We start from the raw sequence: 16,331 nt of genomic DNA, 5'->3' as shown, positions 1-16,331 counted from the left end.
ACCGGTAAGCCACTGTCTTCATCAGTTAAGAAATCATTAGCATGGTTCACCAAATCCTGGTTTTGCTTTTGAATTTCGGCTGATGAGAAGTTGGCTGTGGAAAAGTCCAACTTTTGAGTATCTATATTGTATCTATGTTTATCTTTTTCTTTAGGTTCTTTATATAGATTAAGTCCATTTTTTGAACTTCCGCTCGTAGCAAGGGTTTGAGGGCTGCTGTCAACGAACTTATGCGGAAGTCCATTTTTTGAACTTCCGCTCGTAGCAAGGGTTTCAACGGTCTCCCGCGGAAGTTCATTTTTTGAACTTCCGCTCGTAGCAAGGGTTTGAGGGCTGTTTTGACTATATTCACCGCGTAAATAGACATCGGTTGCTTTCACATCGAGCTTGGACAGATATAAGCGATTCGGTTCATTCTTTTTAGTTTTCGGGTTAAAGCCCATTTGTTTCTGAACGAGTAATCCGATTGATTCCAGCTCTGTTTTTATTTTGATGACTTTTCCCTTTGAACAATTGAACAAGTCCATTAATTCTTGATTGGTGAAGATAAAGTAGACGTGTCCTTCACTATCAACCCAGTTGTTGCGCAAAGAATACTCTAATCGGTCTTTCAGTACCATATAGGCTAATTTAGCGTCATTGCTTAAATGTTTGTATTGCTCGCCATACATTAATACCTTAGGGAACTGGAAAAACAAGGCTCCATATACATTATTGGCTTCATAGTAATTGAAATTTGTTGATTTTGTCATAATTAAAACTCCCTTTCTTGACTGACACACGCTGTCTCAAAAGAGAGTTGCTAAAACATTTGATTTGCTTTAAAATACAAATCTGATATGCTCTAACTGAATTACAAAGCATTCATTTAGCGGTGAGGCTTTGCAAATTCATCAGCATGTGTCTGTTTGTGAGTTGCCCAGTAGGCAACTTTTTTAATTTCTAACAACAAAAATGGACTAAATAGCTTCAGTTAGCTACTTAGTCCATTGACTTCAATTTGTTTTTAACTATCCTTAACTTGTCCTCGGGGACTGGTTTGCGGTATAATTAACCTACAAATTAAGAACAATGTTCAGCCGATTTTAACTTGGCGGTGAAAATCGACTGAATCTAAGTAGCTGCCTTATAGCTACTTGCTAAACCCAAAACCCCTGATTCCTCGTGAATCAGGGATTTTTCTGTTTAGCTTGATCTTTTTATTCGGTTGTTAAATTAATATTAGTCTAGCATAGCGCTTACCAAGCGGCAACTTTATTTGGTCTTGTATACTTTGCCAGCTTTTGGTTGAAACCAGTAAGCGATAGAAGATACCAGTAAATATTCGAAAAGTAAAAATGCTTCGGGGTGTTTAAGCAAATTTCCATCAAAAACACTGAAAATCATGAGCATAAGCAACCCGCCAAAATACGTGATAAACAGGGACATTATTTGTAAAATTCTTACGACAATACGACGGTTACCGCTGATTCGTTCAAATAATAGCTGTAACCAATACTGCATTGGAAATAACCACTGTCGAATAAAAAAGCGGTCATCTACCAGGTGATTTTTTGCAATTCCAATGGCTGGGATTATCCAAAAGACAATAAGGCTGGCAAACAAAAATATAACACTTATTGAAATTCCCATAACGACTCCCCCCCCTTAAAGTGACATCACATATTTTTTATAAGCTCATTTAAAAATTTGGAGGCAGACTTAAAATTATGTTCTTTGGCCAGACCATCAAGTCTTTTGCGTGCGCTAGGTTGAAGTGAAAAGGTATAGTTCTTAGTACGTTCCTCTTCATCTTTAAAAACAGGAATAACAAGTTTATCTTTAGTATCAGTTGGCTGTTCTGTTTCATTTTTTTGTAGTGCCTTTTTTATGTTTTTGTTCTCTGGATCGAATGCCATAGGTAGTCCTCCTTTATAATTCACATGCACACGTATTGAGTATACATGTGATTGATACGTGTACGAAATATTTATAATTTTTCCGTGATTTCATTAAATGTTTTGTCCATACCGTCGAAAAATTCATGTTGATCAATATATGTTTTGTGGTCTTCAGCCATTTTTGAAAGAGATTTTTTATCCAACGTTGAACGATTGAATAGCTCCTTTTCTGGAACTGTAGCCAATACACTGGGATCGCCTTTTAAGGCTTTTAATAACTCGCGAGATGATCTTGTGTTGTGTTTAACCATGTTGGCGATAAAAAATAATTTGGTCGTGACATAAGATTTTCTAGTAGAGTAATCAATGGCTTCTTTGCGTAATTCGTTAATTCTTTCTTCTAGGTTAAATTTTGCATTATACCCATGTTCACTGGGCGTGATTGGACTAAGGATAGCATTACTAATGATGACTGCATTCTTGGTAGCAGTAGAAAAATCTGGGTGACAATCCAAAATAATATACTCGAATTTTCCTAAATTTAAACGTTCATAATTATCTGACAACCACATATAGAGGAACATGTTTTTGTTAGTCTTATTTTCAATGGTACGCTCAATATCGTCAAGGTGCATGTCTCCGGCAATTAGACTAATATAAGCACTTATTTCATGTATTTTGACTTTCCCTCGATCTAAGAAAATGTTGCCAACGGTGTCTTGATTGTCGTAAATGTTGTAAATCTGGGTTAAATTACTTTGGTGGTCTAAGTCAATAAATAAAACATGCTTGCCATTTTTTGCTAACCACTCACCATAATTAAAAGCTAGGGTCGTTTTGCCAACGCCGCCTTTTATAGCTGAAAATGTAATAATTTCCATTAGTGTCCCTCCTCATACATGCTAAGTAAGCTTAATAAATATCACTACATGTATAATAACGCATAACACATATATTTGCAAATGATACATATGTTTTATATTCATGAATAATTAGCATGTGCTAGCTAAGTGTCCTATCTCTTGATATTAAGTTTTTTACGATATCGAATAAAAGTTGTCCGCTTGATCCCGGTATTCCGAGCAATGTCTATGTCACTCATGCCTGCCTGATAAAGCTTAAAAGCATGTTGCAAACGGGGATCATCTTCAGCGTATTGAGGTTTGCGGTCATGGTATTCTAACGTTTTTGTTGGATCATGAGTACTTGGTCCGTGGCAAAGATGCGCGAGCGTTGGTGGTGACAGATTCTGGTCATGATTTTCTTAAACAGCGCCTTCAGCTCAGTGTTTAATGTTATGGACATAGATTTGAAAAATTTAAAAATCAGAAGCTGATAAAGAGATGATGAGCAATGATCTTACAAGTTAATAACCAACTCAAACTTAGTTCTTTGCAGCAAAGTGAAGCCCCAGCGTACTTTCAGCTAATTACGCAAAACCAGCAATACCTTGGTAAGTGGCTGACCGCGGACAGTCCACGCAATTTAGTATTTATTGGCAAGAATGGCTAGTGGGTAGAATCAGCTTTGTTGAATTAGATAGAATCAATCAAACGGCTGAGATTGGTTACTGGCTAAGTGAAGATGCGCAGGGTCGCGGCATCATGCGTGCTTCCGTTGAACGCCTCGTCCGCTATGGTTTTGAAGACTTGCATCTTAAAAGAATTGATTTGAAAATTGCGACTCATAATCAGGCGAGTTTGGGGGTGGCGCATGCCTGTGGCTTTGAAGAACAGGAGATTTTACCCAATGCTATTACTTTGGTAGGCGGCTCAGTCGATGCGCGTCGTTGGTCACGATTTAAAAGTTAGTGAATTTAGTTTTGGCGAAGCAACGGTCATTTGTGACTGTTGCTTTTTTTTAATTGAAATAGTCACTTTATTCTTTAACTATTGTTCAAAATAGATTATAATGTTTTTGAACAGTTGTTAAAGAAAGAAGAAAACACATGCCAAGACAGCGACAATTTGAAGAAGATGACCTGTTAGAACAGGCAATGATTATTTTTTGGCAAGCCGGGTTTAACCAAACAGCAATAAGAGACTTAGCGACGCAAACGGGTGTGAAAGCACAGAGCTTATACAATACGTTTGGCAATAAGGATGCTTTGTATTTAAAAGCACTGAAGCATTATGTTGGGATGGCCGACAGCGAGATTGATGACATCATGGCAAGTGAGAGTGATGTTTGGACAAAAATGAAACAATTGTTAATTATCAACTGGCCATTAGCGACTTATCCAAAGGGTTGTATGGTCATTAATTCAATTAGTGAGCATCATGACCAATCAGCTGAGTTAACGGTCACTTACAATACCCTGTTTGATCACTTAACATCGGCGTTTGAACGACTCTTGTCACAATTACCGGCAATCAGTTTGACTACTTCAAGACAAGCACAATTAGCCAGTATGCTACGAACGATTCATAACGGAATCCAGATTGATTTAGCAAACGGTCGGCAGTCACAGGCCATTAATGAAACGGTTAACACTACGTTGGCAATGTTTAAGGCGGAGGGATAAATGATGAAACTTTCATTTTCACATGAAGCACAGGAAAAATTGGCGTCAAAAATGGCAGCGAAGGAGGTACTTTTGCTAGATCTAGATGATGGGATCGGACCATTATCGCCGGTCTTGTTAGAAAACGGACTACTGTATCGAATATTCATCTGTCCACAAGCAAAGATACCCGACGACTTTACTGAACAATTACAAACATCGCTTGGGCCAGTATACTTTACGGATGATACGGCGTTTTATTTAGATGAGAACATGGAGATTACGTATAAGAAAGTTCAAAATTGCCTCGAGTTGCACAGTGATCAGGCAATTTTGGAACCAAACCTGAATATTATTCACCTATAAAAAAACTTCCAAACTAGCCAGTTCAAGTCTGTGCAAGTTTAGAAGCTTTTTTAGTTTAGCTGGCAATTAGAAACAAGACGAGCAAGATAATTTCAATGGCGAGGCGAAGCAGGTGATGTGACCAATGAATAGCAGCGCCAAACATTCGCCGTCCTGCCAGTAACGCACCGCTTGAAATTATCACCATTCCAATTACCAAGAACGGAATCGTCGCATTAGTGGGAAAATCGCCTACCGCCGCCTTTGCGAACGTTGAACCAAGGTAAAATGAGATAAATAAGTGCATAAATACCGATCAAACGGCGCATAAAAATGAGCATGTAATTCCCCCGAGTTTTTGTTTAATACCTAGTTTTGATTGAGCGTTTGTTGTCGTTTATGATAACTGTCGATCTAAATGTTGCTCCTTGGAACTCACACGCGCATAACCGATTTTAGCCATTTCCAGTTCTCCTTTTGGACAGCTCTAATGAACACTTGTAATTCCTAGTATAGCACAGAAATAAAAAAGGCCACTAGGGTATACCCTAGTGGTCTTTTTGCGCTAGTGCGCCCGGCATGGGTATTAGCTAGGTGGTGAAAGTCCGCTATGGGCCGTAGTAGTCGGAACCATGAGCTGAGGACAAGGGTGTCCACCGTGAGGTGGAATCTGAAGGAAGTCTAAGGCAAAGTACTGCATCGATGAACAAGAAGTAGCTATAAGGCTGAAATTAACTGGATAAGGCTGCTAGACAAGTTGAAGTCCAATACTACTCGAAGTTGGTCTCAGTAAAGCTAACGATGACATGGTACGAAAGCTAATATTCTTACCCGGGGAGATCTGGCCTACACGTTTCCGACAAGAGGAATAAGTTTAATTTCCACAGAAACAAGCGGTGCAGTGATGCAGTGTTGAGTAAGCCAGAAGTCAGCCGAGGTCATAGTAGTTTGAATAATCAGATGAAGGACTGAACGACAATAACTTGTAACTTATATCGGAGGTGTAATCAGGTGCGACAATCGCAGAAAACAGAACAACAAGCTGACCGCTTGTCGAGGATAGGTTTGGAAAACCGAAAGTACACAAGGGCGCGTAGTACCGGTTATGGTGAAGGTAAAGGTATGAGTGTCACTATCCAAGACCTGGTCTTGGATCGCAATAACCTTAATCAGGCTTATTTGCGAGTTAAGAGAAATAAAGGAGCAGCAGGTGTTGACGATATGACAGTCAATGACCTTCTGCCATATCTCAGAGAAAATAAGACGGAACTGATCGCTAGTTTGCGTGAGGGCAAGTATAAACCAGCTCCAGTCAAACGGGTAGAAATTCCGAAGCCTAATGGTGGAGTAAGAAGACTTGGAATACCAACGGTGGTGGACCGAATGGTTCAACAAGCTGTGGCCCAAATTCTTACACCTATCTTTGAGCGCGTTTTCTCTGATAATAGTTTTGGCTTTCGTCCCCACCGTGGGGCCCATGACGCTATTGTAAAAGTAGTAGATCTTTATAATCAAGGTTATCGAAGAGTTGTCGACTTAGACCTAAAAGCCTATTTTGATAACGTTAATCATGACTTGATGATTAAGTATCTCCAACAATATATTGATGACCCATGGACACTAAGACTCATTCGTAAGTTTCTAACTAGCGGAGTCTTAGACCATGGGCTTTTCGCTAAGAGTGAAAAAGGAACCCCACAAGGAGGGCCATTGTCACCACTACTGGCGAACATCTATCTAAATGAGTTGGACGAAGAGTTGACTAGACGTGGTCATCACTTTGTGCGCTATGCGGATGATTGTAACATCTATGTTAAAAGTCAACGAGCCGGAGAACGAGTAATGCGAAGCATTACCCAGTTTCTAGAAAAGCGCTTGAAAGTTAAAGTGAACCCAGATAAAACCAAAGTCGGTAGCCCGCTACGGTTGAAGTTTCTTGGCTTTTCGTTGGGTGTAGACCACAATGGGGCCTACGCCCGTCCAGCTAAACAATCGCAACAACGAGTAAAGAAAGCACTGAAGTTATTAACTAAACGTAATCGTGGAATATCTCTGACAAGAATGTTTGAAGAAATTCATCGAAAAATGCGTGGGTGGCTTCAGTACTACTCAATTGGGAAACTAACTAACTTTATTCAACGCCTTGACAAGTGGTTGAGGGTCCGAATAAGGCAGTATATTTGGAAGCAATGGAAAAAGTTTAAAACTAAGGTAACTAACTTACAGAAGTTGGGGCTGTCCCAGCATGATGCATATGTCTTCGCTAGTACCCGAAAGGGCTACTGGCGAACTGCACATAGTAAGACCTTGAGCTATTCTCTAACTAATAGAAAACTGGAACAACTCGGACTTATGAATATGTCCAAGACGCTCCAGTCAATTCAATGTGATTAAGTTGTCGAACCGCCGTATACGGAACCGTACGTACGGTGGTGTGAGAGGTCGATAATTGAACTAATCAATTATCTCCTACTCGATTTATGGGTCTACACTTTCTGGTGTTGAGAAATAATCAACACTGAACGTATAGGCCCTTTTTGGATAACGCAAAAAGACACCTACTCAGTGTCCATGCTATGCTTGTTAGCGTCGAAACCAAAAGCAAGCGAGGTTATGAGTAAATGTCCCAATACGATCCTACACTGTCCGTCCTTGGAATACCAGACCATAATATCAAAGTAGCCTTTGTTCGTCATGAATATCGCGGCAACGGGGTACGTCGCCGCCAGTATCATGTGATTGATGCCGAGCTGACTTACCGGTTAACCCGGTGCCCACTGTGTGGCTTTGTGGCTTTGAGGCCTTGCACCCTAACGGGTTTTACACGGCCCACGTGCGCGTCCTCAACGGGGTTGAAATGCCGACAGTCATTGACTTGCACAAGCAACGATGGCGCTGTCATAACTGTTACCACACAGTCAGTGCCAAGACGCCACTCGTGCAACCCAACCACACGATCGCCGCTCACATGACAGAACGAATCATGAAGTTAGCGCATGAACGGTTGCCGGTCAAAACCGTCGCCCGTATTATCGGAATCTCAGCCTCCTCGGTTCAACGGATCATTGACCAAAATCTCAAACTCCGACCGGCTCGTCGGCTACCCACGCGACTCTGCTTTGATGAGTTCCGTTCCACTCATGGCATGATGTCGTTTATCTGTCTTGATGCCGATTCACATCGTCTGATTGCCTTGCTTGGTGACCGATTCAATCGCACGATTAAAAACTTCTTCATCGCTCATTATTCACTCGCTGAACGCACTCGGGTCCAGACGGTCACCATGGACATGAATGCAGCTTATCAGACGATTATTCATGAGGTTTTCCCCAAGGCCCAAGTCGTCATTGATCGGTTCCATATCATTCAACTCGCGGCTCGTGCCCTTGATCAGGTACGCGTCCAAGCGCTCAAACAGCTTGATGACAAGCACAGCCGTCCTTATAAGATCATGAAGACAAACTGGCGGCTTTTTCATCAAACTGCGCCTGACGCTAAACACAAACAGTTCCTGTTTGGTTTGAATGAAGACGTCACGCAACAGGAGGCCATCGATATCGCACTTGATACTGAGCCCAAGCTCAAGCAAACCTACGAGACCTACTTAGCGCTTCATGATGCTTTGATGGTAAAGAAACATCCCGCGGAACTGGCAAACCTGTTAGCTACTTACGAGCCAAACGGTACGGCAATGGACATGACGATCGCGACGCTTAAGCGACACAAAGTCGCTGTTCTCGCCGCTGTCACCAGCCCTTATTCCAACGGTCCGATCGAAGGGGTTAACCGCCTCATCAAGTCACTCAAACGATCCTGTTTTGGCTTCAAGAATCAGCTGAACTTCTTCAAACGAATCTACCAAATCACGGCATAACATGACAAAGACGGCTCCCCAAATGGAGAACCGCCTCAAATGATAAATTTATTCTTCAACACCAGTTGACGTAGAGCCAAAAAAATGTACTTAAGTCAGAGCTGCCGGCTTAGAAGAAGAATGGCATCCAAGCGCAGGAGCGGAAGCAACGGTTCGCTGCGAAGAATGGGCGGCAGCTGTAGCTGCGGTAACTGTAGTAGTGAACCCGGATAATTACAACCACAACGTAACGCTGGCAAGTTGGAGTAGTTGGCTTGCTTGGTTCAGTAGGCGCAGTTGGGGCGGTTTCGGCAGTACCGGCAGTACCGGCAGTGCCCGCGGTGCCTGCAGTACCAGCAGTTAACAGGTTTTTTATTGCATAAAAAAGGAGGACATAGTCCCCTGTAATAAAAAATCTATCCTACTAAACATTTTATAAATAAAGGTGATTTCTATGTCCTCTCTTAATCATTGTATTAAATTCGAGCTTGATATTAAAGACGAAAATATTGTTTTCAAAGACTATTTCTACAAAATGGTCCAGATGAAAAAGCACAAAATCTATGAAGCAGAATTGATTCAGCCTGCTTGTCCTTACTGTGGCTCCTTGGCTCTCCTGCATAATGGACATCTGATTACCAACATTCGCTATTTAACAGCTAATGCCAGCCATCCAGTAACTATTAGACTGGCTAAGCAGCGAGTTAGATGCCGTGATTGCAGTCGCTGGTCAATGGCCCAATCAGAATTGGCAAGCAAGTACTGTTCTATTTCTAATGCCTCTAAGCTAAAAATTTTGTCTGCGTTAACTGAAGATCGTTCGATGACCAGCATTGCCAGCGAAAACAATGTTTCTGTCAACACTGTTCAAAGAGTTTTAGGCAGCTGCTCTCACCGTTTCCTTGACAGCTATGAGTATCTGCCAGCTCATTTGGCTTTCGATGAATTCAAAGGCGTTGATCGTCAGCTGCACTTTATCTGCTTAGACGGCGATAGTCATCAAGTCGTGCAGATTCTTAGAACGCGTTATAAGAAGAATCTGCTTAAGTATTTTGGACGTTTTTCGCCTCAAGCCAGAGCCAACGTTAGAACCGTTACGATGGATCTCAACTTTTACTATCAGGACATTGTCAGAGCCTGTTTCCCTAATGCTCAGATTGTCATCGATCGCTTTCACATGATTCAAATGCTTACTCGTTCTTTTAACTCACTGAGAGTCCAAGTCATGAAGACCTTTGATAAAAGATCCAGACAGTATCAGCTACTCAAATCTCCCTGGAAATTATACTTGAAGAAGTTTGATGAGCTTGAAAAAGTTCATCCTCGCTACAACTGGCATTACAAAGACTGCTTAACTCAAGCACAAGTAGTTACAGAAGGCATTAACACCAGCACTACTTTAGAGAATTCATATAACCTGATGCAAAGCTTTATTCAAGCCGTTGAAACTGGCAATACGCATGAGCTTAAATCATTGATTACCAGCAAAGATTCAATTGGAACCCTAATGCATAAGACGCTGCTAACTTTTAAATACAATCTAAAAGCGGTGCTTAACGGAGCAGCTCTACCTTATTCTAACGGCTGTCTTGAAGGCTTCAATCGCAAAATCAAACAAATCGAACGAACAGCTTTCGGCTATTCCAATTTTATCAATCTATTAACCAGAATTCGTTTAGAGGAAAATCAATATAAAGAAAAAGAACCAAACAGCCTTTTAATGACTGCCTGATTCTATTCATTTACTCTCTATCAACAGGATTTGACAAAGAGCCGTTAAAAAACATGACTAGTTTTTATCTTTATAATTTATTTTTATTAACGATTAAATTAGAATCTTGCCATACCTAATGCATGTTGAGCAGCTAGGTTAAGCAAACTCCATTGACGGTCAAATCCTGGTTGGAAGAAGAAGTCTTGTTCAGCCAAGTCTTCCAAGCGCATCTTATGACTAATTGCCAAAGCTAAAACATTGCCTTGAGCAGTAATATCATACTTAGAAAGGACAGCACCGCCTAAGATTTGGTGAGTATATGGATTAAAGGTTAAGCTGACATATACCTTAGGATTATCTGCTTCTGGGACATAAGCTGGACGCATATGATCTTCATAGAAGCTAGTTTGATAATCAAGCTTATTCTTAGCAGCTGAAAACTTATTTAATCCCGCAGTAGCGAAGTGATAGTCAAAGACGCTAAGAGCTGAAGCACCGATAACACCCTTGAAAGCGCGATCTGGCTTATCTTCAAAGATATGATCAACCACATATTGTGCTTCTCTTCTAGCAGTAGTAGCTAAAGCAATTGGCATTGGCTTACCTGCTGGAATAGAAAGTGGCAAAATTGCATCTCCAATAGCGTAAACGTCTTTAACATTCGTTCTCAAGTATGGATCAGTCTTAATCCAGCCTCTTTGATCTAAATCAACTGTGTCCTTTAGCCAATCAGTATTAGGAGTTACCCCTGCTGAAACAACAACCAAGTCAGCTGGTATATCGCCTTGATCGGTCTTGACGCTTTCAACTTTTTCATTACCGTTGAAGCCTTCAATTTTAACGCCCATCTTCAAGTCCATATTCTTCTTAAAGGTAGGTTCCAAAACATCAAGCAATTCAGGGTTCAAGTAAGTTCCTAATGGACGATCAATCATGTCCATTAAAGTTACATGCTTGCCAGCTTTAGCAAATACTTCACTAGCTTCAGTACCAATATAACCAGCACCAACAATAGCAACATTCTTAATTGCTGGATTGTTAACAGCACTCATTAACTTAGAAGCCCAATCACGTCCACGCATTAAATAGATATTCTTAAGATCATTGCCAGGTACTGGTAAAAACTTTGGCGTTACACCTGATGAAAGAATTAACTTATCATATTGAACTTCTTCTTCAGAATTATTGGTTAAATCCTTAACTGTTACTGTCTTATGTTCAGGATGAATCGCAGTTACTTCATGGTTGGCATAAACATGACCGCCCTTCTTTTCAACATCTTCAGGAGCAAAGTTTCTGACGTCATCTTCAGCCGTAACTTTATTTTCTAAGTATAATTGCATACCACAGGACATAAATGAAATAAAGTCGCCAGCTTCATAAACAGTTACATCTACATCATTATATTTATCCAACAGCTCAATTGCTGATTCATGACCACCATGTGAAGCACCAACAATTACAATTTTACGTTTATCCATAAAATCCTCCTAACACAATAGTTTCTTCATTACATTTTCAAGGGTAACACTTATTACTTAATGTCTATCATATTTTGCTCAATAAATTGATTAAAAATAAAAGTTTGGAGTTGACGCTCCAAACTTTTTTGCTATATCTTCTGCTCAACATCATGAATCTTCACAACTAATACAGTGCGAATCCAATCAAATTGGGCTTTCATTTGGTCAAAATATGCGCCTTCATTAATGAATTGACCACTGCCATGAATATGATAACCGCGACCCATTCCAGCGGTTCCTGAATAATTGTAAGAACCAATCGTAATGATCAGTTCATGTTTTGGATCTTTTTCAAAATCTTGTTCAATCGAGTGCATCCCCGCAGCTGGAATCAAAATTATATCATCAGAAACCACGTTAATATATTGTGACCAAGTATTAACTACGCTAGCTGGATTACCATTAATCGAGACAATCGTTGCCGGCCCTTTGTCTTGTAAAACATCTAAAAAATCTTCGTTCATTATTTTTGTCATGATTTTTACCTCCTATGTTCTGCTATTCAACTATATTCCTAAACACCGCCAAGTTATGACAGAATTTCAAAATTAATATTGCTGGATAATTCGTTGCAACTTTTCCAAATATTTTTCTTTTAACTCACTGAGAGTCCAAGTCATGAAGACCTTTGATAAAAGATCCAGACAGTATCAGCTACTCAAATCTCCCTGGAAATTATACTTGAAGAAGTTTGATGAGCTTGAAAAAGTTCATCCTCGCTACAACTGGCATTACAAAGACTGCTTAACTCAAGCACAAGTAGTTACAGAAGGCATTAACACCAGCACTACTTTAGAGAATTCATATAACCTGATGCAAAGCTTTATTCAAGCCGTTGAAACTGGCAATACGCATGAGCTTAAATCATTGATTACCAGCAAAGATTCAATTGGAACCCTAATGCATAAGACGCTGCTAACTTTTAAATACAATCTAAAAGCGGTGCTTAACGGAGCAGCTCTACCTTATTCTAACGGCTGTCTTGAAGGCTTCAATCGCAAAATCAAACAAATCGAACGAACAGCTTTCGGCTATTCCAATTTTATCAATCTATTAACCAGAATTCGTTTAGAGGAAAATCAATATAAAGAAAAAGAACCAAACAGCCTTTTAATGACTGCCTGATTCTATTCATTTACTCTCTATCAACAGGATTTGACAAAGAGCCCAAAAAAGTCCCTGTTGGCGTCAGATGGCGTGGTAGCGGGGACTTTCTTTTAGATAATTCTGATCTGTGCCGCCGCGTTTTAAGCGGTTCGGCTTACCTAGCGAATACACTAATCATTATAACATACGTTTGACAGTCAATATCATTTTGAGTGAATAATATTAAAGGATTATTCACTTATTGAGTTACTGAACGTTGTGCTTCTTCAAGTAGTCACTTAATGGGACTAATTTTTCAGCATAATAACGTTTCTTGAAATCATCAATTGTCTTTTTATCATATTTATCAGCGTCTAATGTCAATTTTTCAACTGGAATTGGTCGCTCATTGGTAATCTTGATATCAATTAAGACTGGCTTGCCAGCTTTAGTTAGCTCAACGGCCTTATCAAAAGCAGGTTTCATTTGATCAACTTTGTCAACGGTGATGCCAGTCATGCCCTGACCTTCAGCTACTTTAGCAAAATCAGTCTGTGGCAGGCTAATACCGAACCACTCGTGGTTGTCATCCTCTTGCTCATCTTCAATAAAGCCAAGGGCGTCATTAGAGAAGACAACGTTGATGACTGGTAAGTGGTAGGCAACTTGGGTGCTGAGATCCTGCATGACCATGGCAGCTGCACCGTCACCAGCTAAATTAAAGACTTGACGATTTGGATAGCTCAGCTTTGCGGCAATTGATCCGGGTAGGCCGACACCCATTGTGGCAAATAGTCCTGAGGTGATCCAAGGTTGTTTGCCATTCACTTTGAGCAACCGAACCGCGTTTTGGGTGACATCGCCAACATCAATTGAGTAAATGGCATCATCTTCAGAAATTCGATTAATTTCTTTAAACGCAGGCTCAAACCGAAAATCACCATCCGTTCGATTCATCATGTCATCATTGTATTGATGCCAGTTGGCAGCATTATCAAAATTGGCTGCATACCAGGCAGATGGTTGGCTGTCTTCGCCTAACTCAATGAACCGTTGCAACGATTTCTTGGCGTCGGCTAAAATGGCAACATCGGTCTTGTGACGTTTACCAAGTACTTGTGGATTGTTGTCAATTTGGATGAATTTAACATTAGGTTTAAACATGACTTCGGCAAACGGATAATTGGAACCAACAAACAACATAAGGTCAGTCTCTTGAAGCGCTTCGTTAGCTGGCTTGGAAGCAACTCGAAAAGCCGATCCCAGCAAAGCTTCGAAATCATAAGGAATAATTTCCTTGCCTAAAGCGGTCGTAATGACTGGAATTTGGAATTTCTTAGCGAATTGCATGACTTCATCAGCAGCGCCATAGGTTCCTTGGCCCACGTAAAGGATTGGCTTCTTAGCTTGTTTAATCAAATCCAAAGCTTGGTTGATTTGCTCGTCGGAACCGGCACCTAATTCTGGTCTAGCAAAGTTCTTAGCTGAGCTATAGTAGCCGTCAGCCGGGATCTCTTTGTCTGCCAGATCATTTGGAATGGTAACGAAAGCTGGCCCGTGTTGCGCAAACGCACGGCGAATAGCTTCATCAAGGATATGCGGTAAACTTTCAGCGGTCATAACAGTTCGAGCGTAAACGCCAGCATCTTTGAACCATGGGTTTTCATCAAATTCTTGGAAGAAATCTTGGTTCATGAGTGCTTGTGGGGTTTGGCCAACGATGAATAAGGCTGGGACTTTATCCGCCATTGCATCGTAAGCGCCTTGGTACAGATGAGTAGCACCGGGACCGGCTGAACCGAAAGCAACACCGATGTGACCGGTTAGCTTGGTATCCGCAACAGCCGCCAAGGCACCGACTTCTTCGTGACGAACATGAATATATTTGATGCGGTCTTTTTCAGCGTCCAAAGCGTACATCAGGTTGTTGACCGTTCCACCTGGGATGCCATAAATATGATCGACATGCCAGCTTTCAAGGGTCCGTAATGCTGCAATACCTGAGTTAATTGTATTTGCCATAATCAAAATCCTCCGTTTCATTTTTTGATCGACAACCGGCTAACTTGCCTGGATTGTCTGGACCAATAAATCAATCCCTGCTTGGCAGCTCTGCGTCATTACTGACTCAGGTTCACCAGGAAAATAATACGGTTTGGCTAACGTCGTTTCCGGATTAGCTAAGCCGATACAAACAGTCCCCACCATTACGCCCTCCAATTTATCAGGACCAGCCACGCCGGTAAATGCTAACGCAAAATCAGTACCGGCAATTTTGCGCGCTTGTTGGGCCATGCTTTTAGCAACTTCAGGACTGACGACGCCATATTTTGCGATCAAAGCGGCCGGCACGCCGAGTAGCTTGGTTTTAGCCGTGGTGGCGTAGGTGATGAAACCGCCTGGATAAATTTGACTAGCCTGTGGTGTGGCGGCTAATTGGCTTTGAAAGGTCCCGCTAGTTAAGCTCTCGGCGCTGGTCAATGTCAGTTTGCGTTTAGCTAAATATTTTGCTAGTGTCGGTATATCCATATTGCATTCCTTCTCTACTCTACAGCAGTGAATAATTTTGGTACCGAAAGTTTCCGCTGTTCCGAACGATACGACTTGGACTTGCTTAACTTCGATATTAGTTCCAATCGACATCGGGAAATAAGTTCTGCTTAACTAACATCCGATACTTGCTAATAGCGTTGTTAAAAACAAGTGACAGTAGCCATCATATTACTTGAAAATATGTCTTATTCTTATAGTATAGCAAAGCTGCGTACTTAACTAAAGTAATATACCTATCGTTTAAGCCGTTGATTTTACCATTTATCCGCAATAAACAACCACCTAGTTAAAAGCGCTTTAATCTAGTTACACTTATGTATATTAGCATATAGAAAAGCGTCTCACAGGAGGTCCCAAACGTGAAAGTTACGATTGTACTTGATGGCACAGCACAACCACCTCTTGCTGCCCCCACCATCACCACTGCGATCAACCAAACAATCGCCAACATTCAACAGGATGAAGTTGCCTATATTATTGGCTACACTGCTGAAAAAATGGTTCCACTACAACCACAACACATCATTCGTTTTTATAGTGAAACTAAGACCAAACAAAGACATCACGCTATCTGATCAAAGAACGGTTATATCAGCTTGAGAAACAACTACCTACTGACTTTTTACGTATTTCACATAGTGAGATCATCAATATTAAAACGATCGTCAAACTTAAATTAACCTTCAACGGCCTGATTCAAATCAAATTAGCCACAAAGATTAAAACTTATACCTCGCGTCGCTACGTCAAACAATTAAAGACGCGCGTTTTATAATCAAGTTAGCCAATTAGATCCAGCTAATTGAAAAAATAAAAAACACCAAGACAAATCTCTGTTATCATTGATGTTCCAACACAAAAATGAAAGAGGTTA

17 protein-coding genes and 4 pseudogenes are annotated in these 16,331 nt (G+C 40.8%); 10 read left to right on the top strand and 11 right to left on the bottom strand.

Annotation, left to right across the window (positions count from 1 at the left end):
* From EKM61_RS09465 to EKM61_RS09445, 5 genes and pseudogenes are all read right to left on the bottom strand, one after another.
* Positions 1-752 (bottom strand): replication initiator protein A (locus EKM61_RS09465; protein WP_164505767.1); only part of this gene is annotated, 752 nt, incomplete at its 3' end.
* A gap of 502 nt (positions 753-1,254) precedes the next feature.
* Positions 1,255-1,632 (bottom strand): hypothetical protein, encoded by a 378-nt coding sequence (locus tag EKM61_RS09460; RefSeq protein ID WP_068377388.1) that lies wholly within the window; start codon positions 1,630-1,632, stop codon positions 1,255-1,257.
* Positions 1,633-1,658: 26 nt separating this feature from the next.
* Complete coding sequence (locus EKM61_RS09455) at positions 1,659-1,898, bottom strand: hypothetical protein (RefSeq protein ID WP_010011603.1); 240 nt, start codon at positions 1,896-1,898, stop codon at positions 1,659-1,661.
* A gap of 71 nt (positions 1,899-1,969) precedes the next feature.
* Positions 1,970-2,761, bottom strand: coding sequence for a ParA family protein (locus tag EKM61_RS09450; protein WP_068377391.1), 792 nt, complete (start codon positions 2,759-2,761; stop codon positions 1,970-1,972).
* Between the two features lie 134 nt (positions 2,762-2,895).
* Positions 2,896-3,060 (bottom strand): annotated as a pseudogene (locus tag EKM61_RS09445) (helix-turn-helix domain-containing protein); the annotation flags it as partial.
* A 173-nt stretch (positions 3,061-3,233) separates the two neighbouring features.
* On the opposite strand from EKM61_RS09445, the gene EKM61_RS12095 reads away from it, so the two are divergent.
* The 4 genes from EKM61_RS12095 (at position 3,234) to EKM61_RS09430 (ending at position 4,749) form a co-directional block, all read left to right on the top strand.
* Positions 3,234-3,392: a hypothetical protein gene (locus tag EKM61_RS12095; RefSeq protein WP_158234204.1), complete on the top strand. Its 159-nt coding sequence runs from the start codon at positions 3,234-3,236 to the stop codon at positions 3,390-3,392.
* Positions 3,392-3,691, top strand: a complete 300-nt coding sequence (locus EKM61_RS09440; RefSeq protein WP_068377392.1) for a GNAT family N-acetyltransferase — start codon at positions 3,392-3,394, stop codon at positions 3,689-3,691. The genes EKM61_RS12095 and EKM61_RS09440 overlap by 1 nt, the downstream gene beginning before the upstream one ends.
* A gap of 137 nt (positions 3,692-3,828) precedes the next feature.
* Positions 3,829-4,404 (top strand): TetR/AcrR family transcriptional regulator, encoded by a 576-nt coding sequence (locus tag EKM61_RS09435; protein ID WP_068377398.1) that lies wholly within the window; start codon positions 3,829-3,831, stop codon positions 4,402-4,404.
* The gene (locus EKM61_RS09430; RefSeq protein WP_068377400.1) at positions 4,405-4,749 is read left to right on the top strand and encodes an iron-sulfur cluster biosynthesis family protein; all 345 of its coding nucleotides are present in this window, start codon (positions 4,405-4,407) and stop codon (positions 4,747-4,749) included.
* 55 nt (positions 4,750-4,804) lie between these two features.
* Here the strand turns inward: EKM61_RS09430 and EKM61_RS09425 are convergent, their stop codons facing one another.
* Both EKM61_RS09425 and EKM61_RS09420 read right to left on the bottom strand, forming a co-directional pair.
* A complete protein-coding gene (locus tag EKM61_RS09425; protein ID WP_068377402.1) occupies positions 4,805-5,035 on the bottom strand; it encodes a hypothetical protein in 231 nt (76 codons plus the stop codon).
* 93 nt (positions 5,036-5,128) lie between these two features.
* Positions 5,129-5,191 (bottom strand): annotated as a pseudogene (locus EKM61_RS09420) (recombinase family protein); the annotation flags it as partial.
* Positions 5,192-5,739: 548 nt separating this feature from the next.
* Between EKM61_RS09420 and ltrA the strand changes: the two are divergent.
* The 3 genes and pseudogenes from ltrA (at position 5,740) to EKM61_RS09395 (ending at position 10,313) form a co-directional block, all read left to right on the top strand.
* Positions 5,740-7,122: a group II intron reverse transcriptase/maturase gene (gene ltrA, locus EKM61_RS09410; RefSeq protein WP_068377356.1), complete on the top strand. Its 1,383-nt coding sequence runs from the start codon at positions 5,740-5,742 to the stop codon at positions 7,120-7,122.
* 227 nt (positions 7,123-7,349) lie between these two features.
* Positions 7,350-8,602: pseudogene (locus EKM61_RS09400) on the top strand (ISL3 family transposase).
* 433 nt (positions 8,603-9,035) lie between these two features.
* A complete protein-coding gene (locus tag EKM61_RS09395) occupies positions 9,036-10,313 on the top strand; it encodes an ISL3 family transposase (RefSeq protein WP_068377353.1) in 1,278 nt (425 codons plus the stop codon).
* 98 nt (positions 10,314-10,411) lie between these two features.
* Here EKM61_RS09395 and EKM61_RS09390 read toward each other — a convergent pair whose 3' ends face one another.
* Positions 10,412-11,776 carry an NAD(P)/FAD-dependent oxidoreductase gene (locus EKM61_RS09390; RefSeq protein ID WP_046041507.1) on the bottom strand — a complete coding sequence of 455 codons (1,365 nt, stop codon included), beginning with the start codon at positions 11,774-11,776 and terminating at the stop codon, positions 10,412-10,414.
* A 131-nt stretch (positions 11,777-11,907) separates the two neighbouring features.
* Positions 11,908-12,294, bottom strand: a complete 387-nt coding sequence (locus EKM61_RS09385) for a hypothetical protein (protein WP_035454452.1) — start codon at positions 12,292-12,294, stop codon at positions 11,908-11,910.
* Between the two features lie 115 nt (positions 12,295-12,409).
* Here EKM61_RS09385 and EKM61_RS09380 point away from each other — a divergent pair.
* Positions 12,410-12,943: pseudogene (locus tag EKM61_RS09380) on the top strand (ISL3 family transposase); the annotation flags it as partial.
* Positions 12,944-13,171: 228 nt separating this feature from the next.
* On the opposite strand, the gene spxB reads toward EKM61_RS09380, so the two are convergent.
* On the bottom strand, positions 13,172-14,926 hold the full coding sequence (gene spxB, locus EKM61_RS09375; RefSeq protein ID WP_068377350.1) for a pyruvate oxidase: 1,755 nt from the start codon (positions 14,924-14,926) through the stop codon (positions 13,172-13,174).
* 39 nt (positions 14,927-14,965) lie between these two features.
* Positions 14,966-15,433 (bottom strand): CinA family protein, encoded by a 468-nt coding sequence (locus EKM61_RS09370; protein WP_042749389.1) that lies wholly within the window; start codon positions 15,431-15,433, stop codon positions 14,966-14,968.
* A gap of 383 nt (positions 15,434-15,816) precedes the next feature.
* Here EKM61_RS09370 and EKM61_RS09365 point away from each other — a divergent pair, with 383 nt between their 5' ends.
* Positions 15,817-16,032 carry a hypothetical protein gene (locus tag EKM61_RS09365; protein WP_042751111.1) on the top strand — a complete coding sequence of 72 codons (216 nt, stop codon included), beginning with the start codon at positions 15,817-15,819 and terminating at the stop codon, positions 16,030-16,032.
* Positions 16,029-16,232: a LytTR family DNA-binding domain-containing protein gene (locus tag EKM61_RS12365; RefSeq protein ID WP_082924858.1), complete on the top strand. Its 204-nt coding sequence runs from the start codon at positions 16,029-16,031 to the stop codon at positions 16,230-16,232. Before EKM61_RS09365 ends, EKM61_RS12365 begins: the two co-directional genes overlap by 4 nt.
* Positions 16,233-16,331 lie beyond the last annotated feature (99 nt).

Origin of the sequence: Loigolactobacillus backii, from assembly GCF_003946275.1 — a bacterium.
Taxonomy (GTDB): Bacteria; Bacillota; Bacilli; order Lactobacillales; family Lactobacillaceae; genus Loigolactobacillus; species Loigolactobacillus backii.
The sequence above is the reverse complement of the archived record's forward strand: the minus strand, read 5'-3'. Positions and strand labels throughout refer to the sequence as shown.